Source organism: Arenimonas maotaiensis (assembly GCF_014638745.1).
Taxonomy (GTDB): domain Bacteria; phylum Pseudomonadota; class Gammaproteobacteria; order Xanthomonadales; family Xanthomonadaceae; genus Arenimonas; species Arenimonas maotaiensis.
Map to the genome: position 1 here is coordinate 158,402 of NZ_BMFO01000004.1, position 20,613 is coordinate 179,014.

Sequence of the window (20,613 nt, forward strand, 5' to 3'; positions counted from 1 at the left end):
TTACAATAGCGGCATGGAAACTACCCTGGAACGCTTCGCGGGCGTCGAGCGCCTGTACGGCAAGGGCGCGCTCGCCCGTTTGGCGCAGTGCCGGGTCGCGGTGATCGGCATCGGTGGCGTCGGCTCCTGGCTGGTCGAGGCCTTGGCGCGCTCGGGCGTCGGCCACCTGACCCTGCTCGACGCCGACGACATCTGCGTCTCCAACAGCAACCGGCAGTCGCACGCGATGGACGGCTTCTTCGGCCGCAACAAGGTCGACGTCATGCGTGAGCGTTGCCTGGCCATCAATCCGGCCATGCAGGTCGAGGCGGTGGCGTCGTTCGTCACACCCGTGAATATGGCCAAGCTGCTGGATCGCCCGTTCGATCTGGTCATCGACGCCTGCGACAGCTTCCGGGTCAAGGTCGAACTGATCGTCTGGTGCCGGCGCCGCAAGCAGAAGCTGGTGGTGGTCGGCGCCGCCGGCGGCCGCACTGACCCGACCCAGATCCGCATCCGCGATCTGGCCAAGACCGAGCACGACGCGCTGTTGGCCCTGATCCGCCGCAAGCTGCGCACCGAATTCAATTTCCCGAAGAACAAGAACCGCTATTTCAGCGTGCCGGCGGTGTATTCGCTGGAGAACGTGCAGTACCCGCAACCGGACGGTTCGGTCTGCGGCATCCGCCCGGCCATCGACCCCGAGGGCGGCTTCAAGCTCGATTGCGGTGATGGCCTGGGCGCCGCCACGCACGTGACCGGCGCGTTCGCGTTCGCGGCCGCGGCCAAGGCCGTGGAGCTGCTGCTAAGCCGCAAAGCCAAATAGGCGTTCGGCATTGGCGGTGGTCGCCTCGGCGATGTCGGCCGGCGGCCGTCCGCGTAGCATGGCCACTGCCTGCAACACCTTCGCCAGTTTGGCTGGTTCGTTGCGCTGGCCTTGTTCGCCGCACATCGGCTGGTCCGGCGCGTCGGTTTCCAGTAATAGATGCGCGAGCGGGAGTTCCCGCACGATGGCTTGTAAGCGGGTGCTGCGCGGGTAGGTGATGGGGCCGCCGATGCCGAGCAGGAAGCCCATGTCAGCCAGTTGCCGTGCCTGCTCCAGACTGCCGGAATACGAATGCACCACGCCCGAGACCGGGCCATGCCGCCGCAGCAGCTGGATGACCCGCTCGGTGGCCTTGCGGGCGTGCATGATCAACGGTTTGCCGAAAGCTTTGGCCTGGCGGATGTGTTCGATGAACACCCGCTCCTGATGCGCCACGTCCAGCCCCGGCACGAAGAAATCCAGACCGCATTCGCCGACCGCCACGCACTCCGGACGGGCCAGCCAATCGGGCAGGGCGTCGAGATGGGTCTGGGTGTGTTCGGCGATGAACATCGGATGCAGGCCGTAGGCCGGCTTGATGTCCGGCTCGGCGGTCGCCAGCGCGGCCAATCCCGGCCAGCCGGCGAACGCGATGGCCGGCACCGCGAACGCCGATATGCCGGCCTCGCGGCCGCGAGCCAACACCTGCGGCAGGTCATCGGTGAAGTCGGCCACATCCAGGTGGCAGTGGCTGTCAACCAGCCGCATCGTCCGGCGTGTCCGGGTTCCGGCGCGCTTTCCAGCTGGCCAGCAGCGCCGTGCCCAGACCCAGCAGGATCTCGTCGATGAACGGGATGAAATCGGGCACCAGCAGGTTCAGCGCGAACAGGATCGCGGTCAGTTTGAACAGGGTGGGAAAACGCAGTTTGGCGGCGTAGGCCAGAAAGCGGGTAACCAGTAACTTGATCATGGCCGGGGCTCCGCGAGGGCAGGAATGCTTTCGCCATTTTGGCACAATTCGGCCGCGGGATTTCGGTTAGAATGATGGGCTGAACCCGCAGAGGAACCCCGTATGGCCCTGAACCCGAACGATTTGTACGACATCCGCTCGCTGCTCTCGGAAGAAGAGCGCATGATCCAGGACGCGGTGGCGCGCTTCACCGACGAGAAGGTCATTCCGATCATCGGCGAGGCGTTCGACCAAGGCCGTTTCCCGAAGGAGCTGGTGCCGGAAATCGCGGCCATGGGTCTGCTGGGCTCCTCTTTGCCGGAAGAATACGGTTGCGCCGGCCTGAACGGCGTCAGCTACGGCCTGATCTGCCAGGAGCTGGAGCGCGGCGATTCCGGCATCCGCAGCTTCGTCTCGGTTCAGAGCTCGCTGTGCATGTACCCGATTTACGCCTACGGTTCGGAAGAGCAGCGCCGTAAATACCTGCCGGGCATGGCCCGCGGCGAGATCATCGGCTGCTTCGGCCTGACCGAACCGCACGGCGGCTCCGATCCGGCCAACATGAAGACCCACGCCAAGAAGGACGGCGGCGACTGGGTCATCAACGGCGCCAAGATGTGGATCACCAACGGCAATCTGGCCGACATCGCCATCGTCTGGGCGATGACCGATGAAGGCATCCAGGGCTTCATCGTCGAGAAAGGCACCCCGGGCTTCGTGGCCCAGGAGATCAAGCACAAGATGAGCCTGCGCGCCTCGGTCACTTCCGGCCTGTTCTTCGACAACGTGCGCATCCCCGACAGCCAGCGCCTGCCGAACGTGAAGGGCCTGAAAGGTCCGCTCGGCTGCCTGACCCAGGCCCGTTATGGCATCACTTGGGGCCCGATCGGCGCCGCCCAGGCCTGTTTGACCGAAGTGGTGAACTACACCAAAGACCGCATCCTGTTCGGCCGCCCGCTGGCCGCCAACCAGGCCATCCAGGTCAAGTTGGCCGACATGGCCCGCCGCATCACCTTGGCGCAGCTGCTCAGCCTGCAGCTCGGCCGCCTGAAGGACGCCGGCAACATGCAGCCGACCCAGGTCTCGCTGGCCAAGTGGAACAACTGCCGCATGGCCATCGACATCGCCCGTGAAGCGCGCGACATCCTCGGCGGCGCCGGCATCACCACCGAATACTGCCCGATCCGCCATGCGCTGAACCTGGAATCGGTCATCACCTACGAGGGCACCGAAACCGTGCACCAGCTGGTGGTCGGCCGCGAACTGACCGGCATCAACGCATTCTGACCGAACCACACAGGTACCGCACATGAGCGCTGTCACGCCGATTCCGGCCCGCCACAAGGACGTCAACCGGGCCAAGGTCTGCGACGACAACTTCATCGAATTCGTGCGTAACTGGCAGGGCGACGTCCTGCCCAAGCCGACGCCCGACGAGCCCATCCTCGACGGCAGCGCCTGCAGCGCCCGCGACTTCGACGAGCTGTTCCGCTCGCAGCTGATCTCACGCCATCTCGATCTGATGGCGCGCGTGCTGCGTGTGCAGCAGAAGGTGTTCTACACCATCGGCTCCAGCGGCCACGAGGGCAATGCCATGGTGGCGCGCCTGACCCGCCACACCGATCCGGCCTTCCTGCACTACCGCAGCGGCGGCTTCATGGCCGAGCGCTTCCGCAAACTGCCGGGCATGGATCCGATCATGGACTCCGCGCTGAGCTTCGCCGCCAGCAAGGAAGACCCGATTTCCGGCGGCCGCCACAAAGTCTGGGGCAGCAAGCCGCTGTGGGTGCTGCCGCAGACCTCGACCATCGCCTCGCACCTGCCGAAGGCGCTCGGCACCGCCATCGCCGTCGAGCAGGCCAAGCGCATCGGCCACGCCTCGCCGATCCCCGACGACTCGATCGTGATCTGCTCGTTCGGCGACGCCTCCAGCAACCACGCCAGCGCCCAGACCGCGTTCAACACCGCGCAGTGGACGGCTTACCAGAAGCTGCCGGCGCCGGTACTGTACGTGTGCGAGGACAACGGCATCGGCATTTCGGTGAAGACGCCGACCGGTTGGGTCAACAACGCCTTCCGCCACCGCGACGGCCTGGATTACTTCTATGCCGACGGCCTCGACATCGCCGAAGGCTACGGCCAGGTGCAAGCCGCGGTGGAGCATTGTCGCCGTACCCGCCGGCCGACTTTCCTGCATTTGCGCACCACGCGCATCATGGGCCACGCCGGTACCGACTTCGAGATCGAATGGCGCAGCTTCGAGGAGCTGATGGCGGTCGAAGCCACCGATCCGCTGCTGCGTTCGGCCGAAATCGCCCTGCAGTCGGGTTGGATGTCCAAGCAGGCGGTGCTCGATCTGTACGAGGCCACCCGCGCCAAGTGCTTCGCCGCCGCCGAGGAGGCCGATAAGCGTCCGAAGCTGGAGACGCTGGAAGAGGTCATCGCGCCGCTGGCGCCGTACACCCCGGACGCCGTGCGCGCCGAGGCCCGCCGCGCCGATTACGCCGAGCGCCGCCTGGCGGTGTTCGGTTCCGAGCAGAAACTGCCGGAGAAGCAGCCGCCGCGCCATCTGGCGATCCAGATCAACAACGCGTTGCACGATCTGTTCTGCAAATACCCAGAGAGCCTGCTGTTCGGCGAGGACGTGGCCCAGAAGGGCGGCGTATACACCGTGACCAAGGGGCTGCAGAAGGCGTTCAAGGGCGCCCGCGTGTTCAACACGCTGCTCGACGAGACCATGATCCTCGGTCTGGCCCAGGGCTTCGCCAACCTCGGCATGCTGCCGTTGCCGGAAATCCAGTATTTGGCCTACTTTCACAACGCCTGCGACCAGATCCGGGGCGAAGCCTGCTCGCTACAGTTCTTCAGCAACGGCCAATACCGCAATCCGATGGTGATGCGCGTGGCCTCGCTCGGCTACCAGCGCGGCTTCGGCGGCCACTTCCACAACGACAACTCGATCACCGCCCTGCGCGACATCCCCGGCTTGCTGGTCGGTTGCCCGTCGCGCGGCGACGACGCGGTGACCATGCTGCGCTCGATGATGGCGCTGGCCAAGGTCGACGGCCGGGTCTGCGCCTATCTGGAGCCGATCGCGCTGTACATGACCAAGGACCTGTACGAAGCCGGCGACGGCCTGTGGCAGACGGCCTATCCGGAACCGTCGGAGGCGATGGAAATCGGCGCAGAGCGCGTGTATTTCCCGGAGAACAGCGATGTCGTGGTGTTCACCTTCGGCAACGGCGTGCCGATGAGCCTGCGCGCCGCCCGCCAGATCGAGCAGACGTTGAACTGGAAGGTGCGCGTGGTCGACCTGCGCTGGTTGCAGCCGCTGAACGCGGACGCCATCGCCAAGCATGCCGGTGAATGCAAACGCATTCTGGTGGTCGATGAAGGCCGCCGCAGCGCCGGCGTGGGCGAGGGCGTGATCACCGCCATCGTCGAGTCCGGCCACGGCGCCAAGCCCTTGCGCCGCGTGGTCGGCGCCGATACCTACACGCCGTTGGCGGGCGCCGCCTTCGCGGTCATCCCGGCCGACGCCGACATCGTCAGCGCCGCCATCGAGCTGGTGTAAGGCTTATTTCTTGACGGCGGCCGCGGCCGCCGGTTTCGCGCTTGCCGCCGGTGCCGGCGCGGCGGCCGGTTTCGGCGTCGTTTTCGGATAACCGAACACTCGGCGCAGCATGCGTTCGTTGCCGGCGATTTCCGCGGCCGAGGTCTTGACGAACTGCGTAGTGCCGATTTCGGTCAACACGTCGATCAGGTTCGGGTTCTCGTGCAGTTTCAGCATGGCGTCGGTCACCGCGGTGCGGACAGTGGCCGGCACTTTGCCCGAGGCGCTGAAGGATCGGCCCGGCAGGCTGCGCGACAGGTGCACCGATTCCAGGTTCGGATATTGCTGTGCGATGTAGATCGGCACCATGGCGGCCATGGCTTCCTGCGCGAACACCGCGTCGACGCCATCTTTCAGGGTCTGAGCCGAGGACGCGATTTCCGGCTGGGCGATCGGATTGGGATACAACTCGCCCAGGAACAGATAGCCCAGACTCGGCGACGGCATGCTGATGATGGTGCCGGCCATCAGGCCCTGCGTGCCGCCGGCGGTGTTTTCCGGGCTCACCAGCAGCGAGAACTGGGTCGGTTCGGCGACGCGCACCAGCGGTATGAAACCTTGGCGCTGCGCGCGGAAGTCGGCGAAATGGGCTTCCTCGAACGAGAAATCGACCGGCGCGTTGGCCAGGATGTCGCGCCAGTAGCCATGGTAGTTGTTGGCGGTCTTCAGCGTGAACGTGTGTCCGGTGGCGCGGCCGAGGTAGGCCATCAGCGGCTTGTAGATTTCCTGCGCCTGGCTGGCGGGATAGTTGGGCTCGACGGTGACCGTGTAATTGGCGGCCGATGCGCTCAGGCTGAGCGCGGATAATCCGGCGAGGATCAGGGCTTTACGCAACATGCTGGGGCTCCGTAACGGGACGTCACAAAACCAAAGCCTAGCATATTTCAATCGCCACGACGTCGACCCGGCCGGCCTGATTCGACAGTTCCGCAGCGGCTTCCATCGGCGCCGGCAGAACCGCCACGCCCCAGTCGCCGCCGGCAGCGGCATCGACCACCGTGCCGGCTTCCTGCGCACCTGCATGCAACAGCTGCCCGGCCCGCAGGCCCGTTCCGCGCACCGTAAACAGATCGCGTTTGCTCTTGCCGAGATAATGCGTGCGCGCGACGATTTCCTGGCCCGGATAGCAGCCTTTTTTCAGGCTGAACGCGGATAGGCGCTGCAGACCCAGCATCTGCGGCGTCCAGCGGCCGAGTTGCTCGGCATGCAGCCACGGCCAGCCGATGGCCATGTCCAAGGCGTGCCAGACCTCGGCCGCGTCGGCGTCGGGCGCGAAACGCCGGGTTGAAACGTGCAGCGTCCGCTGCCAGCGTTGGCCGGGAATATTTAGGTGGTGGCGGTCGGCGTCCTCGCTCAGCACATCGGGCCGCGCTGTGCCGTCTCCGGCAATTTCGCCGCAGACGTGCCATTCCTCGATATGCTGCAGGCGTACTTTGGCGCGGAACACGAAGCGCCGCAAGCTGTCGATCAAGGCCGCCGGATCGCCGGCCGGCAGGATCATCAGATACGCGCCCGAAGCCAGCCTGGCGAGGTAGAACAGGGCCAGAACGCGGCCTTGTGGATTGAGCCAGCCGTTGTATTGCCAGGCGCCGGGCGTCAGCGCGTTCACGTCGTTCATGCATTGCGACTGCAAAAATACAGGCGCATCAAGGCCGTCGACGCCGATCACGGCATGGCCGGGCAGGGCGAACTCCCGTGCGGGACGCAAATTTAACTTGAACGGCATGGCAATGGGATTTAACATAGTCGGATGATTGAAACGCCCCATTCTAGCGAGATTACCGCGGTGGCGCACAGCCCGGAGCCCGAGTCGGCGGCGCCGGCGCTCCATCCGGAACCGCCGCCGGAAATCGGCGGCCGCGAGGGCCCGGAACCGACCCGTTTCGGCGACTGGGAAAAGAACGGCCGCTGCATCGATTTTTAACCTCTACGGGTAAGCCTATGTCCGCGCAAAAACGCCCCTTGTCGCCGCATCTGTCGATCCATCCGCAACGGATGACCGGCGGGATGTCGATCCTCCACCGCATCACCGGCGTGATTTTGGCTGTCGGCAGCCTGGGCCTGCTGTGGGTGTTGGTCTCGGCCGGTATGGGCGAGCAGGCGTTCGCCGCCACGCAGGCCTGTTTGGCCTCGCCGTTGGGCCGCTTGGCGCTCGCCGCCTATTCCGCGGCGCTGATGTACCACCTGTTCAACGGCATCCGCCATTTGGCCTGGGACGCCGGCAAGGGCTTCGACCTGCCGTCGGTGTACCGTTCCGGCTATGCCGTGATCGCGCTCACCGTGTTGGCCACCGCCGGCATCTGGTGGCTGGCTCTGGGCACGGGAGGTGCTGCATGAAATACCGCAATCCGATCGCGACCGCGCGCGGCCTCGGCTCGGCCAAGTCCGGCTTCGGCCACTGGTGGGCGCAGCGCCTGAGTGCCGTGGTGCTGGCGCTGTTCACCCCGTTCGTGGTGTATTGCCTGGCCAAATACGGCATCGCCGATTACGCCCTGTTGAAAGCCCTGTTCGCCAACCCGTTGTTCAGCGCGGCCTGCGCGCTGTACGTGTTGGCGCTGTTCTGGCACGCCCGTCTGGGCCTGCAGGTGGTGGTCGAGGACTACATCCATGCGCCGGGCCTGGAAGTCGCCTTGCAGATCGTCGTCAAGATCGTCTATTCCTTCGCCGCGGTGGCCGCCCTGGTCGCCATCGCCCGCCTCGCGCTGAGCGCCTGAGACCGATATGAGCCAAGCCTACAAAATCATCGAACACAAATACGACATGATCGTGGTCGGCGCCGGCGGCGCCGGCCTGCGCGCCACGTTCGGATTGGCCGCCAAGGGCCTGCAGACCGCCTGCATCTCCAAGGTGTTCCCGACCCGCTCGCATACCGTGGCGGCCCAGGGCGGCATTTCGGCGGCGCTGGCCAACATGGGCGAGGACGACTGGCGCTACCACTTCTTCGACACCGTCAAGGGTTCGGACTGGCTGGGCGACCAGGACGCCATCGAATACATGTGCCGCGAGGCCATTCCGGCCATCATCGAGCTCGAACACTACGGTGTGCCGTTCTCGCGCACCGAAGAGGGCAAGATCTACCAGCGCCCGTTCGGCGGCATGACCACCCGGTACGGCGAAGGCCCGCCGGCACAGCGCACCTGCGCCGCCGCCGACCGCACTGGCCACGCCATCCTGCACACCCTGTACCAGCAGTCGCTGGCGCATGATGCCCGCTTCTTCATCGAATACTTCGCCCTCGACCTGATCATGGACGAGGAGGGCGTCTGCCGCGGCGTGATCGCGCTCGACATGGCCGAAGGCACGCTGCACGTGTTCCGCGCCCATGGCGTGGTGCTGGCCACCGGCGGCTACGGCCGCGCCTATTTCTCCGCGACCTCGGCGCACACCTGCACCGGCGACGGCGGCGGCATGGCGCTGCGCGCCGGCCTGCCGCTGCAGGACATGGAGTTCGTGCAGTTCCACCCGACCGGCATCTACGGCGCCGGTTGCCTGATCACCGAAGGCGTGCGCGGCGAAGGCGGCATCCTGCGCAACGCCTCCGGCGAGCGCTTCATGGAACGTTACGCGCCGAGCGTGAAGGACCTCGCCCCGCGCGACATGGTCAGCCGCTCGATGACCATCGAGATTCGCGAAGGCCGCGGCGTGGGCGCCAAGGCCGACCACATCCACCTCGACCTGACCCACCTCGATCCGGCCGTGATCCACGAGAAGCTGCCGGGCATCGCCGAGACCGCGAAGATCTTCGCCGGCGTCGATGTCACCAAGCAGCCGATCCCGGTGCTGCCGACCGTGCACTACAACATGGGCGGCCTGCAGACCAACTACCACGGCGAAGTGGTCACCCTCAAGAACGGCAACCCGGACACCGTGGTGCCGGGCCTGTACTCGATCGGCGAGGCCGCCTGCGTCTCGGTGCACGGCGCCAACCGTCTGGGCTCGAACTCGCTGCTCGACCTGGTGGTGTTCGGCCGCGCGGTGGCCAACCGCTGCGCCGAGACCATCAAGCCCGGTCAGCCGCACAAGGCGCTGCCGGCCTCGGCGCTCGACAAATCGCTGGCCAACCTCGACAAGCTGCGCTTCGCCAACGGCTCCACCCCGACCGCCGAGATCCGCGACAACATGCAGCGCATCATGCAGAACGACGCCGCCGTGTTCCGCACCGGCGAAACCCTGCAACAGGGCGTCAGCAAGATCCGCGAGGCGTTCAACAGCTTCGAGGACGTCAAGGTTTCCGACCGCTCGCTGGTCTGGAACTCGGACCTGATCGAAACCCTGGAACTGCAGAACCTGCTGGGCCAGGCCGTGGTCACCATGGTGTCGGCCGAGAACCGCAAGGAATCCCGCGGCGCGCACGCGCGCGAGGACTTCAAGACCCGTGACGACGAGAACTGGATGAAGCACACCCTGTGCTGGATCGACGACAAGGGCGAGACCACCATCGACTACCGTCCGGTGCATCTGAACACGCTGAGCTCGGACGTGGCCTTCATCCCGCCGAAAGAACGCAAATACTGAGGTGAGACGCAACCATGGCTGAATTCACACTGCCGGCAAACTCGAAAATCACCAAGGGCAAGCACTTTCCGGCCGCATCGGGCGGCAAGAACCTGCGCACCTTCAAGATCTACCGCTGGAATCCGGACGACAGCGCCAACCCGCGCGTCGACACCTACGAGGTCGATCTCGACCAGTGCGGCCCGATGGTGTTGGACGCGCTGATCAAGATCAAGAACGAGATCGATCCGACGCTGACCTTCCGGCGCTCCTGCCGCGAGGGCATCTGCGGCTCCTGCGCGATGAACATCGACGGCGGCAACACGCTGGCCTGCACCAAGGCCATCGACGAGTGCGGCAAGAAAGAGGTGCCGATCTACCCGCTGCCGCACATGCCGGTGATCAAGGACCTGGTGCCGGATCTGTCGCACTTCTACGCGCAATACGCCTCGATCAAGCCTTGGCTGCGCACGCAGTCGGCGGCGCCGGCCTCCGGCGAGCGCCTGCAGTCGAAGGAAGACCGCGCCAAGCTCGACGGCCTGTACGAGTGCATTCTGTGCGCTTGCTGCAGCACGTCCTGCCCCAGCTACTGGTGGAACGGCGACCGCTATCTCGGCCCGGCCATCCTGCTGCAGGCCTACCGCTGGATCATCGATTCGCGCGACGAGGACACCGGCACCCGCCTGGATGAGCTGGAAGACCCGTTCAAGCTGTACCGCTGCCACACCATCATGAACTGCGCCCGTACCTGCCCGAAAGGCCTGAACCCGGCCAAAGCCATCGGCGAGATCAAGAAGCTGATCCTGCAACGTCAGGGAGCCTGAGGTGCCGAATCCGCTGGTCTGGCCGCTGGTCGCGATGGTGTTGCTGACCCTGCTGGTCTGGCTGCGCCTGTACCAGACCCGCATCGGCGAGATGAAGCGCCGGCGCATCCACCCGCAGTCGGTGGCCACCAGCGCGCAGATGGCCGCCGGCGTGGAAGACAGCCGCGCCGCCGATAACTTCCGCAACCTGTTCGAGCTGCCGGTGCTGTTCTACGCCGGCGTGTTGCTGGCCATTCAGTCCGGAGCCGGTGGCGCTTGGCTGCTCGGTTTGGCCTGGGCTTTCGTGGCCCTACGCTATCTGCACAGCGTCATCCACTGCAGTTACAACCGGGTGCTGGACCGCTTCAAGGCCTATCTGCTCGGCGGCTTGGCGCTGTGGGCGTTCTGGGTGGTGTTGTTGGCGTCCTGGCTGGGCTGATCATGTCGGTCGAATCCGATTCGCCCGAAATCAAGCGCCTGCGCTGGCGCTGCCGGCGCGGCATGCGCGAACTCGACCAGCTGATGCTGCGGTATCTGGACCGTCGCTGGCCGACGGCCGATGAGTCCGAAAGAAACCTTTTCCTACGTCTGCTCGACACCGAAGACGATAAGCTGTGGCGATGGTTCATGGGGCGCGAACGCCCGGAGGACGCCACGCTCGATGCCATCGTCACCCTCATCGCCGACCTGCCGGCTTGATTGCCCGCCGGGCAGGCCGCAGGCGTTAGTCATCCTTGCATTGCTGATTGCGGCGCTTTCAGCCGTGGCGCTGTGCGGATTGCCCACTGCCATCAAAGCCGGCATCGCTGTGGTCGTGTCGGGCTATGGCACGCGGAGTGCCGTCCTGCTTTGGCGCCGGCCGGTCATCGCCGTGGTCCGCGATGCCTGCGGCGTGTGCTGGCTGGCGCGCAACGACGACCGGCAGCGTCTGGAGCGCATGGCTTGGCGTGATTACGGCTATCTCGTGCGCTTGCAGGCACGCCTGCCGGATTCCGGACGGCGCCTGAGCCTGGTCTGGTGGACAGCCGCCATGCCGGCTACGCAGCGGCGTGCGTTGCGGCAGGCGATGAACGCCAATCGAACGCAACGCGCCCAGGCGTTGCCTGCAACCGTCGCAAACCCGCTACTATAAACCGCATGTTCCAGCCCCTTTCCGCCGCCATCGGTCTCCGTTATCTGCGCGCCAAGCGCCGCAACGGCTTCATCTCCTTCATCTCGCTGGCGTCGGTGCTCGGCATCTTCATCGGCGTGGTGGCGTTGATCACCACCGTGTCGGTGATGAACGGCTTCCAGGAGGAGTTGCGCAGCCGCATCCTCGGCACGGTGGCACACGCCAGCATTTCCGGCGCCGACGGCTCGTTGTCGGACTGGCGGGGTGCGGTGGCGCTGGCGCGTGAAGACGCGCGCGTGGTCGGCGCGGCACCGTATGTCGAGACCGAAACCCTGCTGCAGGCCGGTAAACGCCAGGGCGCGCTGTTGCGCGGCGTCGACCCGGCGCTGGAGGGCGACGTCTCGGTGTTGCCCGAGCGCATGGTGCAGGGCCGCATCGACAGCCTGAAGCCCGGCGAATTCAACATCGTGCTCGGCAGCGAGCTGGCGGCGGCGTTGCAGGTGCGCGTCGGCGACTCGGTCAACGCCTTCGTCTCGGAATCGGTCGCCACGCCGTTCGGTTCGGTGCCGCGCGCCAAGCGCTTCACCGTCACCGGCATCTTCTCGGTCGGCGCGCAGGAATACGACTACGGCCTGGCGCTGATCCACATGCGCGACGGCCAGACGCTGCTGCGCATGGGCGACGACGTCAGCGGCGTGCGCCTGAAGCTGGCCGACATCTGGCAGGCCTGGGACGTGGCGCGCGACCTGGCCAACCGCATGGAAGGCGTGTACCGGGTGCGCGACTGGACGCGCGACCACGCCAACTTCTTCCGCGCGCTGAAGATGGAAAAGACCGTGATGTTCATCCTGCTGTCGCTGGTGGTGGCCATCGCGGCGTTCAATCTGGTGTCCTCGCAGGTCATGCTGGTGCAGGACAAACAGGCCGACATCGCCATCCTGCGCACCCTCGGCATGGCGCCGGGCCAGATCATGCAGGTGTTCATGGTGCAGGGGCTGGTCATCGGCCTGCTCGGGGTCGCGCTCGGCACCGTCGCCGGCGTGCTGCTGTCGCTGAACCTCAGCGACCTGGTGCGCGTGGTCGAACGGCTGACCGGCACCGAACTGATGCCGGCCGACGTGTACTACATCAGCGGCGTGCCGACCGTGGTCGCGCCCGGCGACGTGTTGACCGTGGTCGTGGTCGCCATCGTCATGTGCCTGTCGGCCACCGTGTATCCGGCCTGGCGCGCCGCGCGCACCAATCCGGTGGAGGCGCTGCGCTATGAGTGAGGTCATTCTGTCCGGCCACGGCCTGGCCAAGACCTACCGCGAAGGCGACTTGGTCACCCCCGTGTTCTCCGGCATCGAGCTCGCCGTGCGTGCCGGCGAATCGCTGGCGGTGGTCGGCGCCTCGGGCTCGGGCAAGAGCACGCTGTTGCATCTGCTGGCCGGGCTCGATCGGCCGACCGAGGGGCATGTACGCCTGCTCGGCGAGGACCTGTATCGGCATTCAGAGGCCGCGCTCGGCCGTCTGCGCAGCCGCCATCTCGGCTTCATCTACCAGTTCCACCATCTGTTGCCCGAATTCAGCGCATTGGAGAATGTGATGATGCCGCTGCTGATCGCGGGGCAGGGCAGCCGGCAGGCGGCCGGTCCGGCGCAGGCCCTGCTGGAGCAGGTCGGCTTGGGTCACCGACTGCGGCATAAGCCCGGGGAGCTATCCGGCGGCGAGCGCCAGCGGGTGGCGGTAGCGCGCGCCCTGGTCAACCGTCCGGCCTGCGTATTGGCCGACGAGCCGACCGGCAATCTGGATGAAAACACGGCCGATGCCGTGTTCGGCATGCTGATGGCGTTGAAAGACCAACAGGAATCGGCTCTGGTGATCGTGACCCATGACGTCCGGCTGGCCTCGCGCTGTGACCGCGTGCTGGAACTGTCGCAGGGCCGCCTGCGGGAACGCGGCGGATGACCGCCCGGGCGCACAGGCCGAGTCCCTGTCGCCCGACCGCATTGTTCGCCTTCGCCGCCGGCGTCGCGCTCTTACAGCTCTTGCCGGTTTTGCCGGACATCCCGTTCGGAATTTTCCTGTTGCCGGCTTTGGCCGGCCTGCTGCTTTTGCCGCGTCTGGCCGTGCCCGCCGCCCTGGTGTGCGGCCTGGCTTTCGCCGGCCTGAGCGCTCAGGATGCGCTGTCGCGCCGCCTGCCGTTGGAAGCCTCCGGCGAGCGCGGGCAGGCGCTGGTGCGCATCGTCGATTTGCCGCGGCAGGCCGAGGACGGCTGGCAGTTCGAGGCCGAAATCCTGGAGTCCGCCGATTTTCCGCGTCTTGCCGGCGAGCGCGTCAAGCTGGCCTGGTACCGCACACCGGAGCGTTTATCGGCCGGCGATGTATGGCGCTTCGAGCTGCTGTTGCGTACGCCGAACGGCGTCCGCAACCCCGGCGGCTTCGACGCCGAAATGCGCGCCCTGCAGAAAGGTTGGGCCGCGCAGGGCTATGTACGCGGGCAGGCCCGCCGCATCGGCAACGACGGCGGCATCGACGCCGTACGCGAACGGCTGTCGCGGCGGATCGCCTCGGCGATGCCGGGTCGCGATGCGCGTTTCGTGCGCGCGCTGGCCCTGGGGGATACGCGTTTTCTCACCGAAGACGACTGGGATGTGCTGCGCCGTACCGGCATCACGCACCTGATCGCCATCTCCGGCTTCCATGTCGGCATCGTGGCCTTGTTCGCGATGTATGGCCTGTCGGGGCTGTATCGGCTGTTTCCGGCGCTCGGTCTGCGCCTGCCGCGGCCGATGGCATCGGCCATGGTCGCCATCGCCGCCGCGGCCGGGTATGCCACGTTGGCCGGTTTCGCGGTGCCGACGGTGCGCACGGCGCTGATGATCGCGGTGTTCATGGCGCATCGGCTGCTGCACCGGAGCGGAACGGTCGTCCAAGCGGTGGCCATGAGCATGGCCGCCATCCTGTTGTGGGATCCATTCGCGCTGTTGGCTTCCGGCTTCTGGCTCAGCTTCACTGGTGTGCTGGCCTTGGTCGCCTTCATGCCACGCGCCGAGTCCGGCCTGTTGGGCCCATTCCTGTGGGCGCAGTGGATCTGCACCTTGGTGCTGTTGCCGCTGACCTTGGCCTTCTTCGGGCAGACCAGTCTTGTCAGCCCCGCAGTCAATTTGCTGGCGATCCCGCTGATCAGCCTGGCGATCGTGCCTCTGGCCTTGATCGGCTGCGTATTCGCGTTTCTGCCGACGCTGGCGGCCGTGTTCTGGGGGCTTTCGGCCTGGCTGATGGCGCTGTTCTGGCAAGGCCTGCTGTGGCTGCAACAGTGGCCCGGCGCGGCGGTCTTCCTGCCGGAGGGCGGCTTGGTTGCGGTGCTGGCGGCGATGTTGGGCGCCGGTCTGTGTCTGTTGCCGGCCGGGGTGCCCGGGCGCTGGCTGGGCTTGCCGCTGATGCTGCCGTTGCTGTGGCCGACCATGCCGGACATTCCGCATCAGAACGTGCGCGTGGCGATGATCGACGTGGGGCAGGGGCTGTCGGTGCTGGTCAGGACCCGCAACCACGCGTTGCTGTACGACACCGGCGCCGGCCGCGAAAAGGGCTTCAACCGCGGCGAATCGACCGTGTTGCCGGCCTTGCGCGCGCTCGACGTCGGGCGTCTGGATAAAGTCGTGATCAGCCACGGCGACAACGACCATGCCGGCGGCCTGTCGGCCATCCGCAAAGGCATCGTCGTGCGGCGGGTGGACGCTTCCGGCGACACGGCTTCGCCTTGCCGTGCCGGTGCATCCTGGCAATGGGACGGCGTGCGTTTCAGTTATCTCTGGCCCGGGTCGGACGCCGTCGGCTCCGACAACGACGCCTCCTGCGTGTTGCGGATCGAAGCCGGCGCACGCACGCTGTTGCTGACCGGCGATATCGGCGAACACGCCGAAGCGGCGCTGGTCGCGCGTCATGGCGCCGGACTGCGCGCCGAGCTGATGACCGTGCCGCACCATGGCAGCGCCACCTCCTCCACGGCCGAATTTCTCGATGCCGTGCGGCCGAAGCAGGCGTTGGTCTCCAGCGGATTCCAGAACCGCTTCCGGCATCCGCGCGCCGAGGTCGTCGGCCGGTATCGAATGCGGGGCGCAACGGTATGGAACAGCGCGGCTGAGGGCTGGGTCGAACTGGCGGGCGATTCGGCCGGCTGGCAGCTGCAACGCCGGGAGCGCGAGCACGGCCGCCGGTATTGGTCGCGGCCGATTCCGCGGGAAGCGCACGATGGCCATTGAACCGCGGAAATCTCGCCGGACCCGCCCGTCTCAGGCTATGCTATGGCACAAGTAACCGGAAAATCGAGGGTTTATGCTGGAGCTGCTGATCTCCGGGGGTTGGGTCATGCTGCCGTTGCTGGTGCTGGCCGTGGCCGCCACCGCCATCGCCTTGGAACGTGCCTGGACCCTGCGCGCATCGGAAGTGATTCCGCACGGCATGGTGCAGGAAATCGAACACTGGTCGCGCGGCAAGACCTTGGAGAGTTCGGAAATCCAGCGTCTGCGCCAGGATTCGCCCTTGGGCGAGCTGTTGGCCGCGGCCCTGCTGGTGCGGCACAAGCCGCGTGAGGTCATCAAGGAGCGCATCGAGGACGTCGGCCGCCATATCAGCCACGACCTGAACCGGTTCCTGCCGACCTTGGGCACCATCGCCGCGGTCGCGCCGCTGCTGGGCCTGCTCGGCACCGTGATCGGCATGATCCAGATGTTCCTGACCATCCTCAGCACCGGCGTCGGTGACGCCAACCAGCTGGCCGGCGGCATCGGGCAGGCGCTGATCTCCACTGCGGCCGGCCTGTGCCTGGCGATTCCGGCGCTGCTTCTGCACCGCTATTTCCGCGGCAAGGTCGCCGGCTACGTGATCGCCATGGAGAAGGTGGCGATCAACCTGCTCGATGTGCTCGAAGCCCGCCAGAGCGCCTGATTGCGATGCGACTGGATACCGCCAACGCCGACGACGAGGTCGAGATCAACCTCACCGCGCTGATCGACGTGGTGTTCACCCTGATCATCTTCTTCGTGGTCACCACCAGCTTCAACAACCGGTCGGCGCTGAAGATCAGCCTGCCCAGCAGCAGCGCCAACCAGACCGAAGCGGCACGCAAGCCCTTGACCGTACTCATCGACCGCTCCGGCAATTACTACGTCGGCGACCATGCGTTGGCGCGCAAGGACTTGGCCAGCCTCAAGGATGCGCTCAGGCAGCAGGCCGGCAACGATACCGGGCGCACGCTGGTGATCCAGGCCGACGCCAAGGCCAGCCACCAGTCGGTGGTCACCGCCATGGACGCCGCCGGACAGTTGGGCTTCACCCGGCTGTCGATCGCCACCGCGCCGGAGGCCCGCGATGAGTGACGCCGCGCCCCATGCCACGGCGGCATGGCCGATATACCGACGCCTGCTCGGTTACGCGCGGCCGTATGTGCCGTTCCTCGGCATCGCCGTGCTCGGCATGCTGGTCGAGGCGGCGTCGGCCGGCGCCTTCACCTATCTGATGAAGCCGATGGTCGACCAGACCTTCGTGGCCAAGAATCCCGACGTGCGCTGGGTGTTGCCGCTGTCAATCCTCGGCCTGTTCGTGCTGCGCGGCGTCGCCACCTTCGTCACCGATTACGGCATGGCGCGCACCGGCCGCAGCGTGGTGCTGGACCTGCGCCGGCAGGTGCTCGGCAAGTTCCTGCGCATGCCCAGCGACCGCTTCGACCGCGAGCCGATCCCGGCGCTGGTCAGCCGGCTCAACTACGACACCGAGCAGGTCTCCAGCGCCACCAGCGAAGCCATCAAGGTGTCGCTGACCGATACCCTGACCATCTTGGTGATGATCGGCGTGATGCTGATGCAGAGCGTCAAGGTCACGCTGGCGGTATTGCTGGTGGCGCCGGTGATCGGCTACATCTCCAGCCGGGTCGGCCGCCGTTACCGCCGCATCAACCGCGGCATCCAGGAAGGCGTCGGGCATATGGCGCAGGCTGCCGAAGAGGCGCTGTCGGCACACCAGGAAGTGAAGATCTACGGCATGCGCGAGGCCGAGGAGGCGCGCTACGCCGGGCTCGCGGGCCACAACCTGCGCATGCACCTGAAGGTCGAGTCCACGCGCGCCAGCGCCTCGTCGATCGTGCAGCTGCTGGCCGCCGCCGCGCTGGCCATCATCCTGGTGGTGGCCGGGTTCGAGGCCATGAACGGCCGCATGACCGCCGGCGCGTTCGTGACCCTGATGACCTCGATGATGGTGCTGCTGCCCTCGCTGAAACGCATCACCAACGTGCAAAGCGTGATCCAGCGCGGCATCGCGGCCAGCGAGCGCCTGTTCGCGGTGCTCGACCAGCCCGATGAGCCGGATACCGGCACGCTCGATATCGCGCGGGTCAAGGGCGAGATCCGTTTCGAGGGCGTCAGCGTGCAGTATCGCGGCCAGTCCCGGCCGGCGCTCGACACCGTCGATTTCCTCGCGCGTCCCGGCACGGTCACCGCCATCGTCGGCCGTTCGGGCAGCGGCAAGTCGACCTTGATCCGGCTGTTGCCGCGCTTCTACGAGCCCAGCGCCGGCCGCTTGCTGATCGACGGCATCGACGTGCGCGAATTCACCTTGGCCTGCCTGCGCCGGCAGATCGCGCTGGTCGGCCAACAGGTGATGCTGTTCGACGATTCGGTGCTGGCCAACGTCCGCTATGGCCGCGCCGACGCCAGCGAAGCCGAGGTCTGGCAGGCATTGCGCGCCGCCAACGCCGAAGAGTTCGTGCAAAAGCTGCCCGAGGGCATCCACAGCACGGTCGGTGAACGCGGCGGCCGTTTGAGTGGCGGCCAGAAGCAACGCCTGGCCATCGCCCGCGCCATCCTCAAGGACGCACCGATCCTGATCCTGGACGAGGCCACCGCCGCGCTCGACAACGAATCCGAGCGCTTGGTGCAGGACGCGCTGTCGCATCTGATTCCCGACCGCACCACCTTGATCATCGCGCACCGGCTGTCCACCGTGGAACACGCCGATCAGGTGCTGGTGCTCGATGAAGGGCGTTTGGCCGAGGTCGGTACCCATGAGCAGCTGCTGGCGCGCGGCGGGCTGTACAGCCATCTGCACCGGATGCAGTTCCGGGAACCGGATGCCGGTTGATGTCCGGCCTGGCATCGCGGCTTGAGGCGATCTGGTACGGCGATTCGACGCCGCCTTGGATTCTGCGCGTACTGGCCTCCCTGTATGCGGTTGCCCTCAATCGCCGCCGTCCGTTCAACGCCGAGCGCCTGCCGGCGCCGGTACTGGTGGTCGGCAATTTCACCGTCGGCGGCACCGGCAAGACGCCGCTGATCATCGCCTTGGCCGAGCATCTGCGCGAGCGCGGATATCGGCCCGGCGTGGTCAGCCGCGGTTATGGCCGGCGACTGCGCTTGCCGCATTCGGTGGCGCCCAGCAGCACGCCGCAGCAGGCCGGCGACGAACCGCTGCTGATCGCGCGGCGCACCGGCGTGCCGGTGCGGGTCGATGCCGACCGTCTGGCCGCCGCCCGTTTCCTGGTCGCGCAGGGCTGCGACGTCATCATCGCCGACGACGGTCTGCAGCACCGCAATCTGCCGCGTATGCTCGAAATCGAAGTGCTCGATGCCGCGCGCGGCTACGGTAACGGCCGGCTGTTGCCGGCGGGCCCCTTGCGCGAGCCGGTGCGCGCCGTGGATTTGCGTGTGGCCAACGGCGCCGCCGCCGATGCGGACGATGCCTATGCGATGTCGATGCGGCCGGGCCTGTGCCGCAACCTGCGCGACGGCCGCGTATTACCGCTCGACCGATTCCGCGGCCAGACGGTGCAGGCCGTGGCCGGCATCGGCAATCCGGAGCGCTTCTTCAGCAGCCTGCGCCAGTCCGGATTGGCCGTCGACACGCATGTGTTTCCCGATCATCATGCTTTCCGCACGGATGATTTACCGGGCGGTACGGTGCTGCTGACCGAAAAGGACGCGGTCAAATGCGCGCCGTTCGCGCATGCCGATGTCTGGGCGGTGCCGGTCGAAGCCCGCCTATCGGACGCTTTTTTCGAACGGCTGGCGGCCCTTTTGCCGGCGGCCAGGAGCATGCCATGACCGATTTCATCGTCGCCATTCCGGCGCGTTACGCTTCGACCCGCCTGCCGGGCAAGCCGCTGCTGCCGATCGGCGGCAAGCCGATGCTGCAGCATGTGGCGGAGCGCGCTTTGGCCGCCGGCGCGCGCGAGGTGGTGGTCGCCACCGACGACGCCCGCATCGCCGAGGCCTTGCATCTGCCCGGCGTGCGGGTATGCATGACCTCGGCCGAGCACCCATCCGGCACCGATCGCCTGGCCGAATGCGCCCGCGCGCTCGGCTGGCCGAACGACGCCGTCATCGTCAATCTGCAGGGCGACGAGCCGTTCGCGCCGGCCGAGGGTATCCGTCAGGTCGCCGAATTGCTGAAGCGCTCCGGGCTGGAGATGGCGACCCTCGCGGCACCGATCCGCGATTGGGCGCAGTTCACCGATCCGAACGCGGTCAAGGTCGTGGCAGACGCCGGAGGCAGGGCGCTGTACTTCACCCGCGCGCCGGCGCCCTGGCCGCGCGATGCGGTCGGGCAGGTGCCCGAAGCCGCCCTGCGCCACATCGGCATCTACGCCTACCGCGCCGGCTTCCTGAAGCGGCTGAGCGCCTTGCCGGCCAGCCCGCTGGAGCGTTGCGAATCGTTGGAGCAGCTGCGCGTGCTGGAAAACGGTTTCGGCATCGCGGTGGCGCGCGCGCTTGCCGAATTCCCGCCCGGCGTGGATACTCAGGAAGACTTGGCGCGGGCGGAGCGTATCTGGCGGGCATCGGATTCCGCGCGCGCCGCCGGAGACGCCTGAAGCGAGGAGTGGCC

23 protein-coding genes are annotated in these 20,613 nt (G+C 66.7%); 19 read left to right on the forward strand and 4 right to left on the reverse strand.

Going from position 1 to position 20,613, the window contains the following annotated elements; all coding sequences use genetic code 11:
- Positions 1–13: 13 nt before the first annotated feature.
- A complete protein-coding gene (locus IEV56_RS09620) occupies positions 14–805 on the forward strand; it encodes a tRNA threonylcarbamoyladenosine dehydratase (protein ID WP_188450145.1) in 792 nt (263 codons plus the stop codon).
- Here the strand turns inward: IEV56_RS09620 and IEV56_RS09625 are convergent.
- Together IEV56_RS09625 and IEV56_RS09630 are read right to left on the reverse strand one after the other, a co-directional pair.
- Positions 785–1,552: a TatD family hydrolase gene (locus IEV56_RS09625; protein ID WP_188450146.1), complete on the reverse strand. Its 768-nt coding sequence runs from the start codon at positions 1,550–1,552 to the stop codon at positions 785–787. The genes IEV56_RS09620 and IEV56_RS09625 overlap by 21 nt on opposite strands.
- Positions 1,539–1,754 carry a DUF6116 family protein gene (locus IEV56_RS09630; RefSeq protein WP_188450147.1) on the reverse strand — a complete coding sequence of 72 codons (216 nt, stop codon included), beginning with the start codon at positions 1,752–1,754 and terminating at the stop codon, positions 1,539–1,541. Before IEV56_RS09630 ends, IEV56_RS09625 begins: the two co-directional genes overlap by 14 nt.
- Positions 1,755–1,856: 102 nt before the next feature.
- Here IEV56_RS09630 and IEV56_RS09635 point away from each other — a divergent pair, with 102 nt between their 5' ends.
- Both IEV56_RS09635 and IEV56_RS09640 read left to right on the forward strand, forming a co-directional pair.
- On the forward strand, positions 1,857–3,020 hold the full coding sequence (locus tag IEV56_RS09635; RefSeq protein WP_188450148.1) for an acyl-CoA dehydrogenase family protein: 1,164 nt from the start codon (positions 1,857–1,859) through the stop codon (positions 3,018–3,020).
- 22 nt (positions 3,021–3,042) lie between these two features.
- Entirely contained in the window at positions 3,043–5,307 is a 2,265-nt protein-coding gene (locus IEV56_RS09640; RefSeq protein ID WP_188450149.1) for a thiamine pyrophosphate-dependent enzyme, read from the forward strand.
- Between the two features lie 3 nt (positions 5,308–5,310).
- On the opposite strand, the gene IEV56_RS09645 is transcribed toward IEV56_RS09640, so the two are convergent.
- Together IEV56_RS09645 and ygfZ are read right to left on the reverse strand one after the other, a co-directional pair.
- The gene (locus tag IEV56_RS09645; RefSeq protein ID WP_188450150.1) at positions 5,311–6,183 is read right to left on the reverse strand and encodes a phosphate/phosphite/phosphonate ABC transporter substrate-binding protein; all 873 of its coding nucleotides are present in this window, start codon (positions 6,181–6,183) and stop codon (positions 5,311–5,313) included.
- 37 nt (positions 6,184–6,220) lie between these two features.
- Complete coding sequence (gene ygfZ, locus IEV56_RS09650) at positions 6,221–7,054, reverse strand: CAF17-like 4Fe-4S cluster assembly/insertion protein YgfZ (RefSeq protein WP_188450151.1); 834 nt, start codon at positions 7,052–7,054, stop codon at positions 6,221–6,223.
- 42 nt (positions 7,055–7,096) lie between these two features.
- Here ygfZ and IEV56_RS09655 point away from each other — a divergent pair, with 42 nt between their 5' ends.
- The 16 genes from IEV56_RS09655 (at position 7,097) to kdsB (ending at position 20,599) form a co-directional block, all read left to right on the forward strand.
- Positions 7,097–7,270 (forward strand): DUF1674 domain-containing protein, encoded by a 174-nt coding sequence (locus IEV56_RS09655; protein ID WP_229730244.1) that lies wholly within the window; start codon positions 7,097–7,099, stop codon positions 7,268–7,270.
- 17 nt (positions 7,271–7,287) lie between these two features.
- Entirely contained in the window at positions 7,288–7,683 is a 396-nt protein-coding gene (sdhC, locus tag IEV56_RS09660; RefSeq protein WP_188450152.1) for a succinate dehydrogenase, cytochrome b556 subunit, read from the forward strand.
- Positions 7,680–8,060, forward strand: a complete 381-nt coding sequence (sdhD, locus tag IEV56_RS09665; RefSeq protein WP_188450153.1) for a succinate dehydrogenase, hydrophobic membrane anchor protein — start codon at positions 7,680–7,682, stop codon at positions 8,058–8,060. Before sdhC ends, sdhD begins: the two co-directional genes overlap by 4 nt.
- A 7-nt stretch (positions 8,061–8,067) precedes the next feature.
- Positions 8,068–9,861, forward strand: a complete 1,794-nt coding sequence (gene sdhA, locus IEV56_RS09670; protein WP_188450154.1) for a succinate dehydrogenase flavoprotein subunit — start codon at positions 8,068–8,070, stop codon at positions 9,859–9,861.
- A 14-nt stretch (positions 9,862–9,875) separates the two neighbouring features.
- The gene (locus IEV56_RS09675; protein WP_188450155.1) at positions 9,876–10,664 is read left to right on the forward strand and encodes a succinate dehydrogenase iron-sulfur subunit; all 789 of its coding nucleotides are present in this window, start codon (positions 9,876–9,878) and stop codon (positions 10,662–10,664) included.
- A 1-nt stretch (position 10,665) separates the two neighbouring features.
- Entirely contained in the window at positions 10,666–11,082 is a 417-nt protein-coding gene (locus IEV56_RS09680) for an MAPEG family protein (RefSeq protein WP_188450156.1), read from the forward strand.
- A gap of 2 nt (positions 11,083–11,084) precedes the next feature.
- Complete coding sequence (locus IEV56_RS09685; RefSeq protein ID WP_188450157.1) at positions 11,085–11,342, forward strand: FAD assembly factor SdhE; 258 nt, start codon at positions 11,085–11,087, stop codon at positions 11,340–11,342.
- Between the two features lie 79 nt (positions 11,343–11,421).
- Complete coding sequence (locus IEV56_RS09690; protein ID WP_188450158.1) at positions 11,422–11,775, forward strand: hypothetical protein; 354 nt, start codon at positions 11,422–11,424, stop codon at positions 11,773–11,775.
- Between the two features lie 5 nt (positions 11,776–11,780).
- Entirely contained in the window at positions 11,781–13,025 is a 1,245-nt protein-coding gene (locus tag IEV56_RS09695; RefSeq protein WP_188450159.1) for a lipoprotein-releasing ABC transporter permease subunit, read from the forward strand.
- Positions 13,018–13,704 (forward strand): lipoprotein-releasing ABC transporter ATP-binding protein LolD, encoded by a 687-nt coding sequence (lolD, locus tag IEV56_RS09700; RefSeq protein WP_188450160.1) that lies wholly within the window; start codon positions 13,018–13,020, stop codon positions 13,702–13,704. The genes IEV56_RS09695 and lolD overlap by 8 nt, the downstream gene beginning before the upstream one ends.
- A 119-nt stretch (positions 13,705–13,823) precedes the next feature.
- The gene (locus IEV56_RS09705; RefSeq protein WP_188450161.1) at positions 13,824–16,001 is read left to right on the forward strand and encodes a DNA internalization-related competence protein ComEC/Rec2; all 2,178 of its coding nucleotides are present in this window, start codon (positions 13,824–13,826) and stop codon (positions 15,999–16,001) included.
- Positions 16,002–16,074: 73 nt separating this feature from the next.
- The gene (locus IEV56_RS09710) at positions 16,075–16,686 is read left to right on the forward strand and encodes a MotA/TolQ/ExbB proton channel family protein (protein ID WP_188450162.1); all 612 of its coding nucleotides are present in this window, start codon (positions 16,075–16,077) and stop codon (positions 16,684–16,686) included.
- A 5-nt stretch (positions 16,687–16,691) separates the two neighbouring features.
- Positions 16,692–17,117: an ExbD/TolR family protein gene (locus IEV56_RS09715; RefSeq protein ID WP_188450163.1), complete on the forward strand. Its 426-nt coding sequence runs from the start codon at positions 16,692–16,694 to the stop codon at positions 17,115–17,117.
- Complete coding sequence (msbA, locus tag IEV56_RS09720; protein WP_188450164.1) at positions 17,110–18,873, forward strand: lipid A export permease/ATP-binding protein MsbA; 1,764 nt, start codon at positions 17,110–17,112, stop codon at positions 18,871–18,873. Before IEV56_RS09715 ends, msbA begins: the two co-directional genes overlap by 8 nt.
- Entirely contained in the window at positions 18,873–19,832 is a 960-nt protein-coding gene (lpxK, locus tag IEV56_RS09725; protein ID WP_188450165.1) for a tetraacyldisaccharide 4'-kinase, read from the forward strand. The genes msbA and lpxK overlap by 1 nt, the downstream gene beginning before the upstream one ends.
- Entirely contained in the window at positions 19,829–20,599 is a 771-nt protein-coding gene (gene kdsB, locus IEV56_RS09730; protein WP_188450166.1) for a 3-deoxy-manno-octulosonate cytidylyltransferase, read from the forward strand. The genes lpxK and kdsB overlap by 4 nt, the downstream gene beginning before the upstream one ends.
- Positions 20,600–20,613 lie beyond the last annotated feature (14 nt).

Excerpts from the sequence above, each read along its gene's own strand:
- IEV56_RS09685 (WP_188450157.1), top strand. The coding sequence starts at position 11,085 with ATGTCGGTCGAATCCGATTCGCCCGAAATCAAGCGCCTGCGCTGGCGC.
- IEV56_RS09710 (WP_188450162.1), top strand. The coding sequence starts at position 16,075 with ATGCTGGAGCTGCTGATCTCCGGGGGTTGGGTCATGCTGCCGTTGCTG.
- sdhC (WP_188450152.1), top strand. The coding sequence starts at position 7,288 with ATGTCCGCGCAAAAACGCCCCTTGTCGCCGCATCTGTCGATCCATCCG.
- IEV56_RS09625 (WP_188450146.1), bottom strand. The coding sequence starts at position 1,552 with ATGCGGCTGGTTGACAGCCACTGCCACCTGGATGTGGCCGACTTCACC.
- sdhA (WP_188450154.1), top strand. The coding sequence starts at position 8,068 with ATGAGCCAAGCCTACAAAATCATCGAACACAAATACGACATGATCGTG.
- IEV56_RS09620 (WP_188450145.1), top strand. The coding sequence starts at position 14 with ATGGAAACTACCCTGGAACGCTTCGCGGGCGTCGAGCGCCTGTACGGC.
- IEV56_RS09630 (WP_188450147.1), bottom strand. The coding sequence starts at position 1,754 with ATGATCAAGTTACTGGTTACCCGCTTTCTGGCCTACGCCGCCAAACTG.
- kdsB (WP_188450166.1), top strand. The coding sequence starts at position 19,829 with ATGACCGATTTCATCGTCGCCATTCCGGCGCGTTACGCTTCGACCCGC.
- lolD (WP_188450160.1), top strand. The coding sequence starts at position 13,018 with ATGAGTGAGGTCATTCTGTCCGGCCACGGCCTGGCCAAGACCTACCGC.
- IEV56_RS09675 (WP_188450155.1), top strand. The coding sequence starts at position 9,876 with ATGGCTGAATTCACACTGCCGGCAAACTCGAAAATCACCAAGGGCAAG.
- IEV56_RS09645 (WP_188450150.1), bottom strand. The coding sequence starts at position 6,183 with ATGTTGCGTAAAGCCCTGATCCTCGCCGGATTATCCGCGCTCAGCCTG.
- IEV56_RS09655 (WP_229730244.1), top strand. The coding sequence starts at position 7,097 with ATGATTGAAACGCCCCATTCTAGCGAGATTACCGCGGTGGCGCACAGC.
- IEV56_RS09715 (WP_188450163.1), top strand. The coding sequence starts at position 16,692 with ATGCGACTGGATACCGCCAACGCCGACGACGAGGTCGAGATCAACCTC.
- lpxK (WP_188450165.1), top strand. The coding sequence starts at position 18,873 with ATGTCCGGCCTGGCATCGCGGCTTGAGGCGATCTGGTACGGCGATTCG.
- IEV56_RS09640 (WP_188450149.1), top strand. The coding sequence starts at position 3,043 with ATGAGCGCTGTCACGCCGATTCCGGCCCGCCACAAGGACGTCAACCGG.
- sdhD (WP_188450153.1), top strand. The coding sequence starts at position 7,680 with ATGAAATACCGCAATCCGATCGCGACCGCGCGCGGCCTCGGCTCGGCC.
- IEV56_RS09695 (WP_188450159.1), top strand. The coding sequence starts at position 11,781 with ATGTTCCAGCCCCTTTCCGCCGCCATCGGTCTCCGTTATCTGCGCGCC.
- IEV56_RS09635 (WP_188450148.1), top strand. The coding sequence starts at position 1,857 with ATGGCCCTGAACCCGAACGATTTGTACGACATCCGCTCGCTGCTCTCG.
- msbA (WP_188450164.1), top strand. The coding sequence starts at position 17,110 with ATGAGTGACGCCGCGCCCCATGCCACGGCGGCATGGCCGATATACCGA.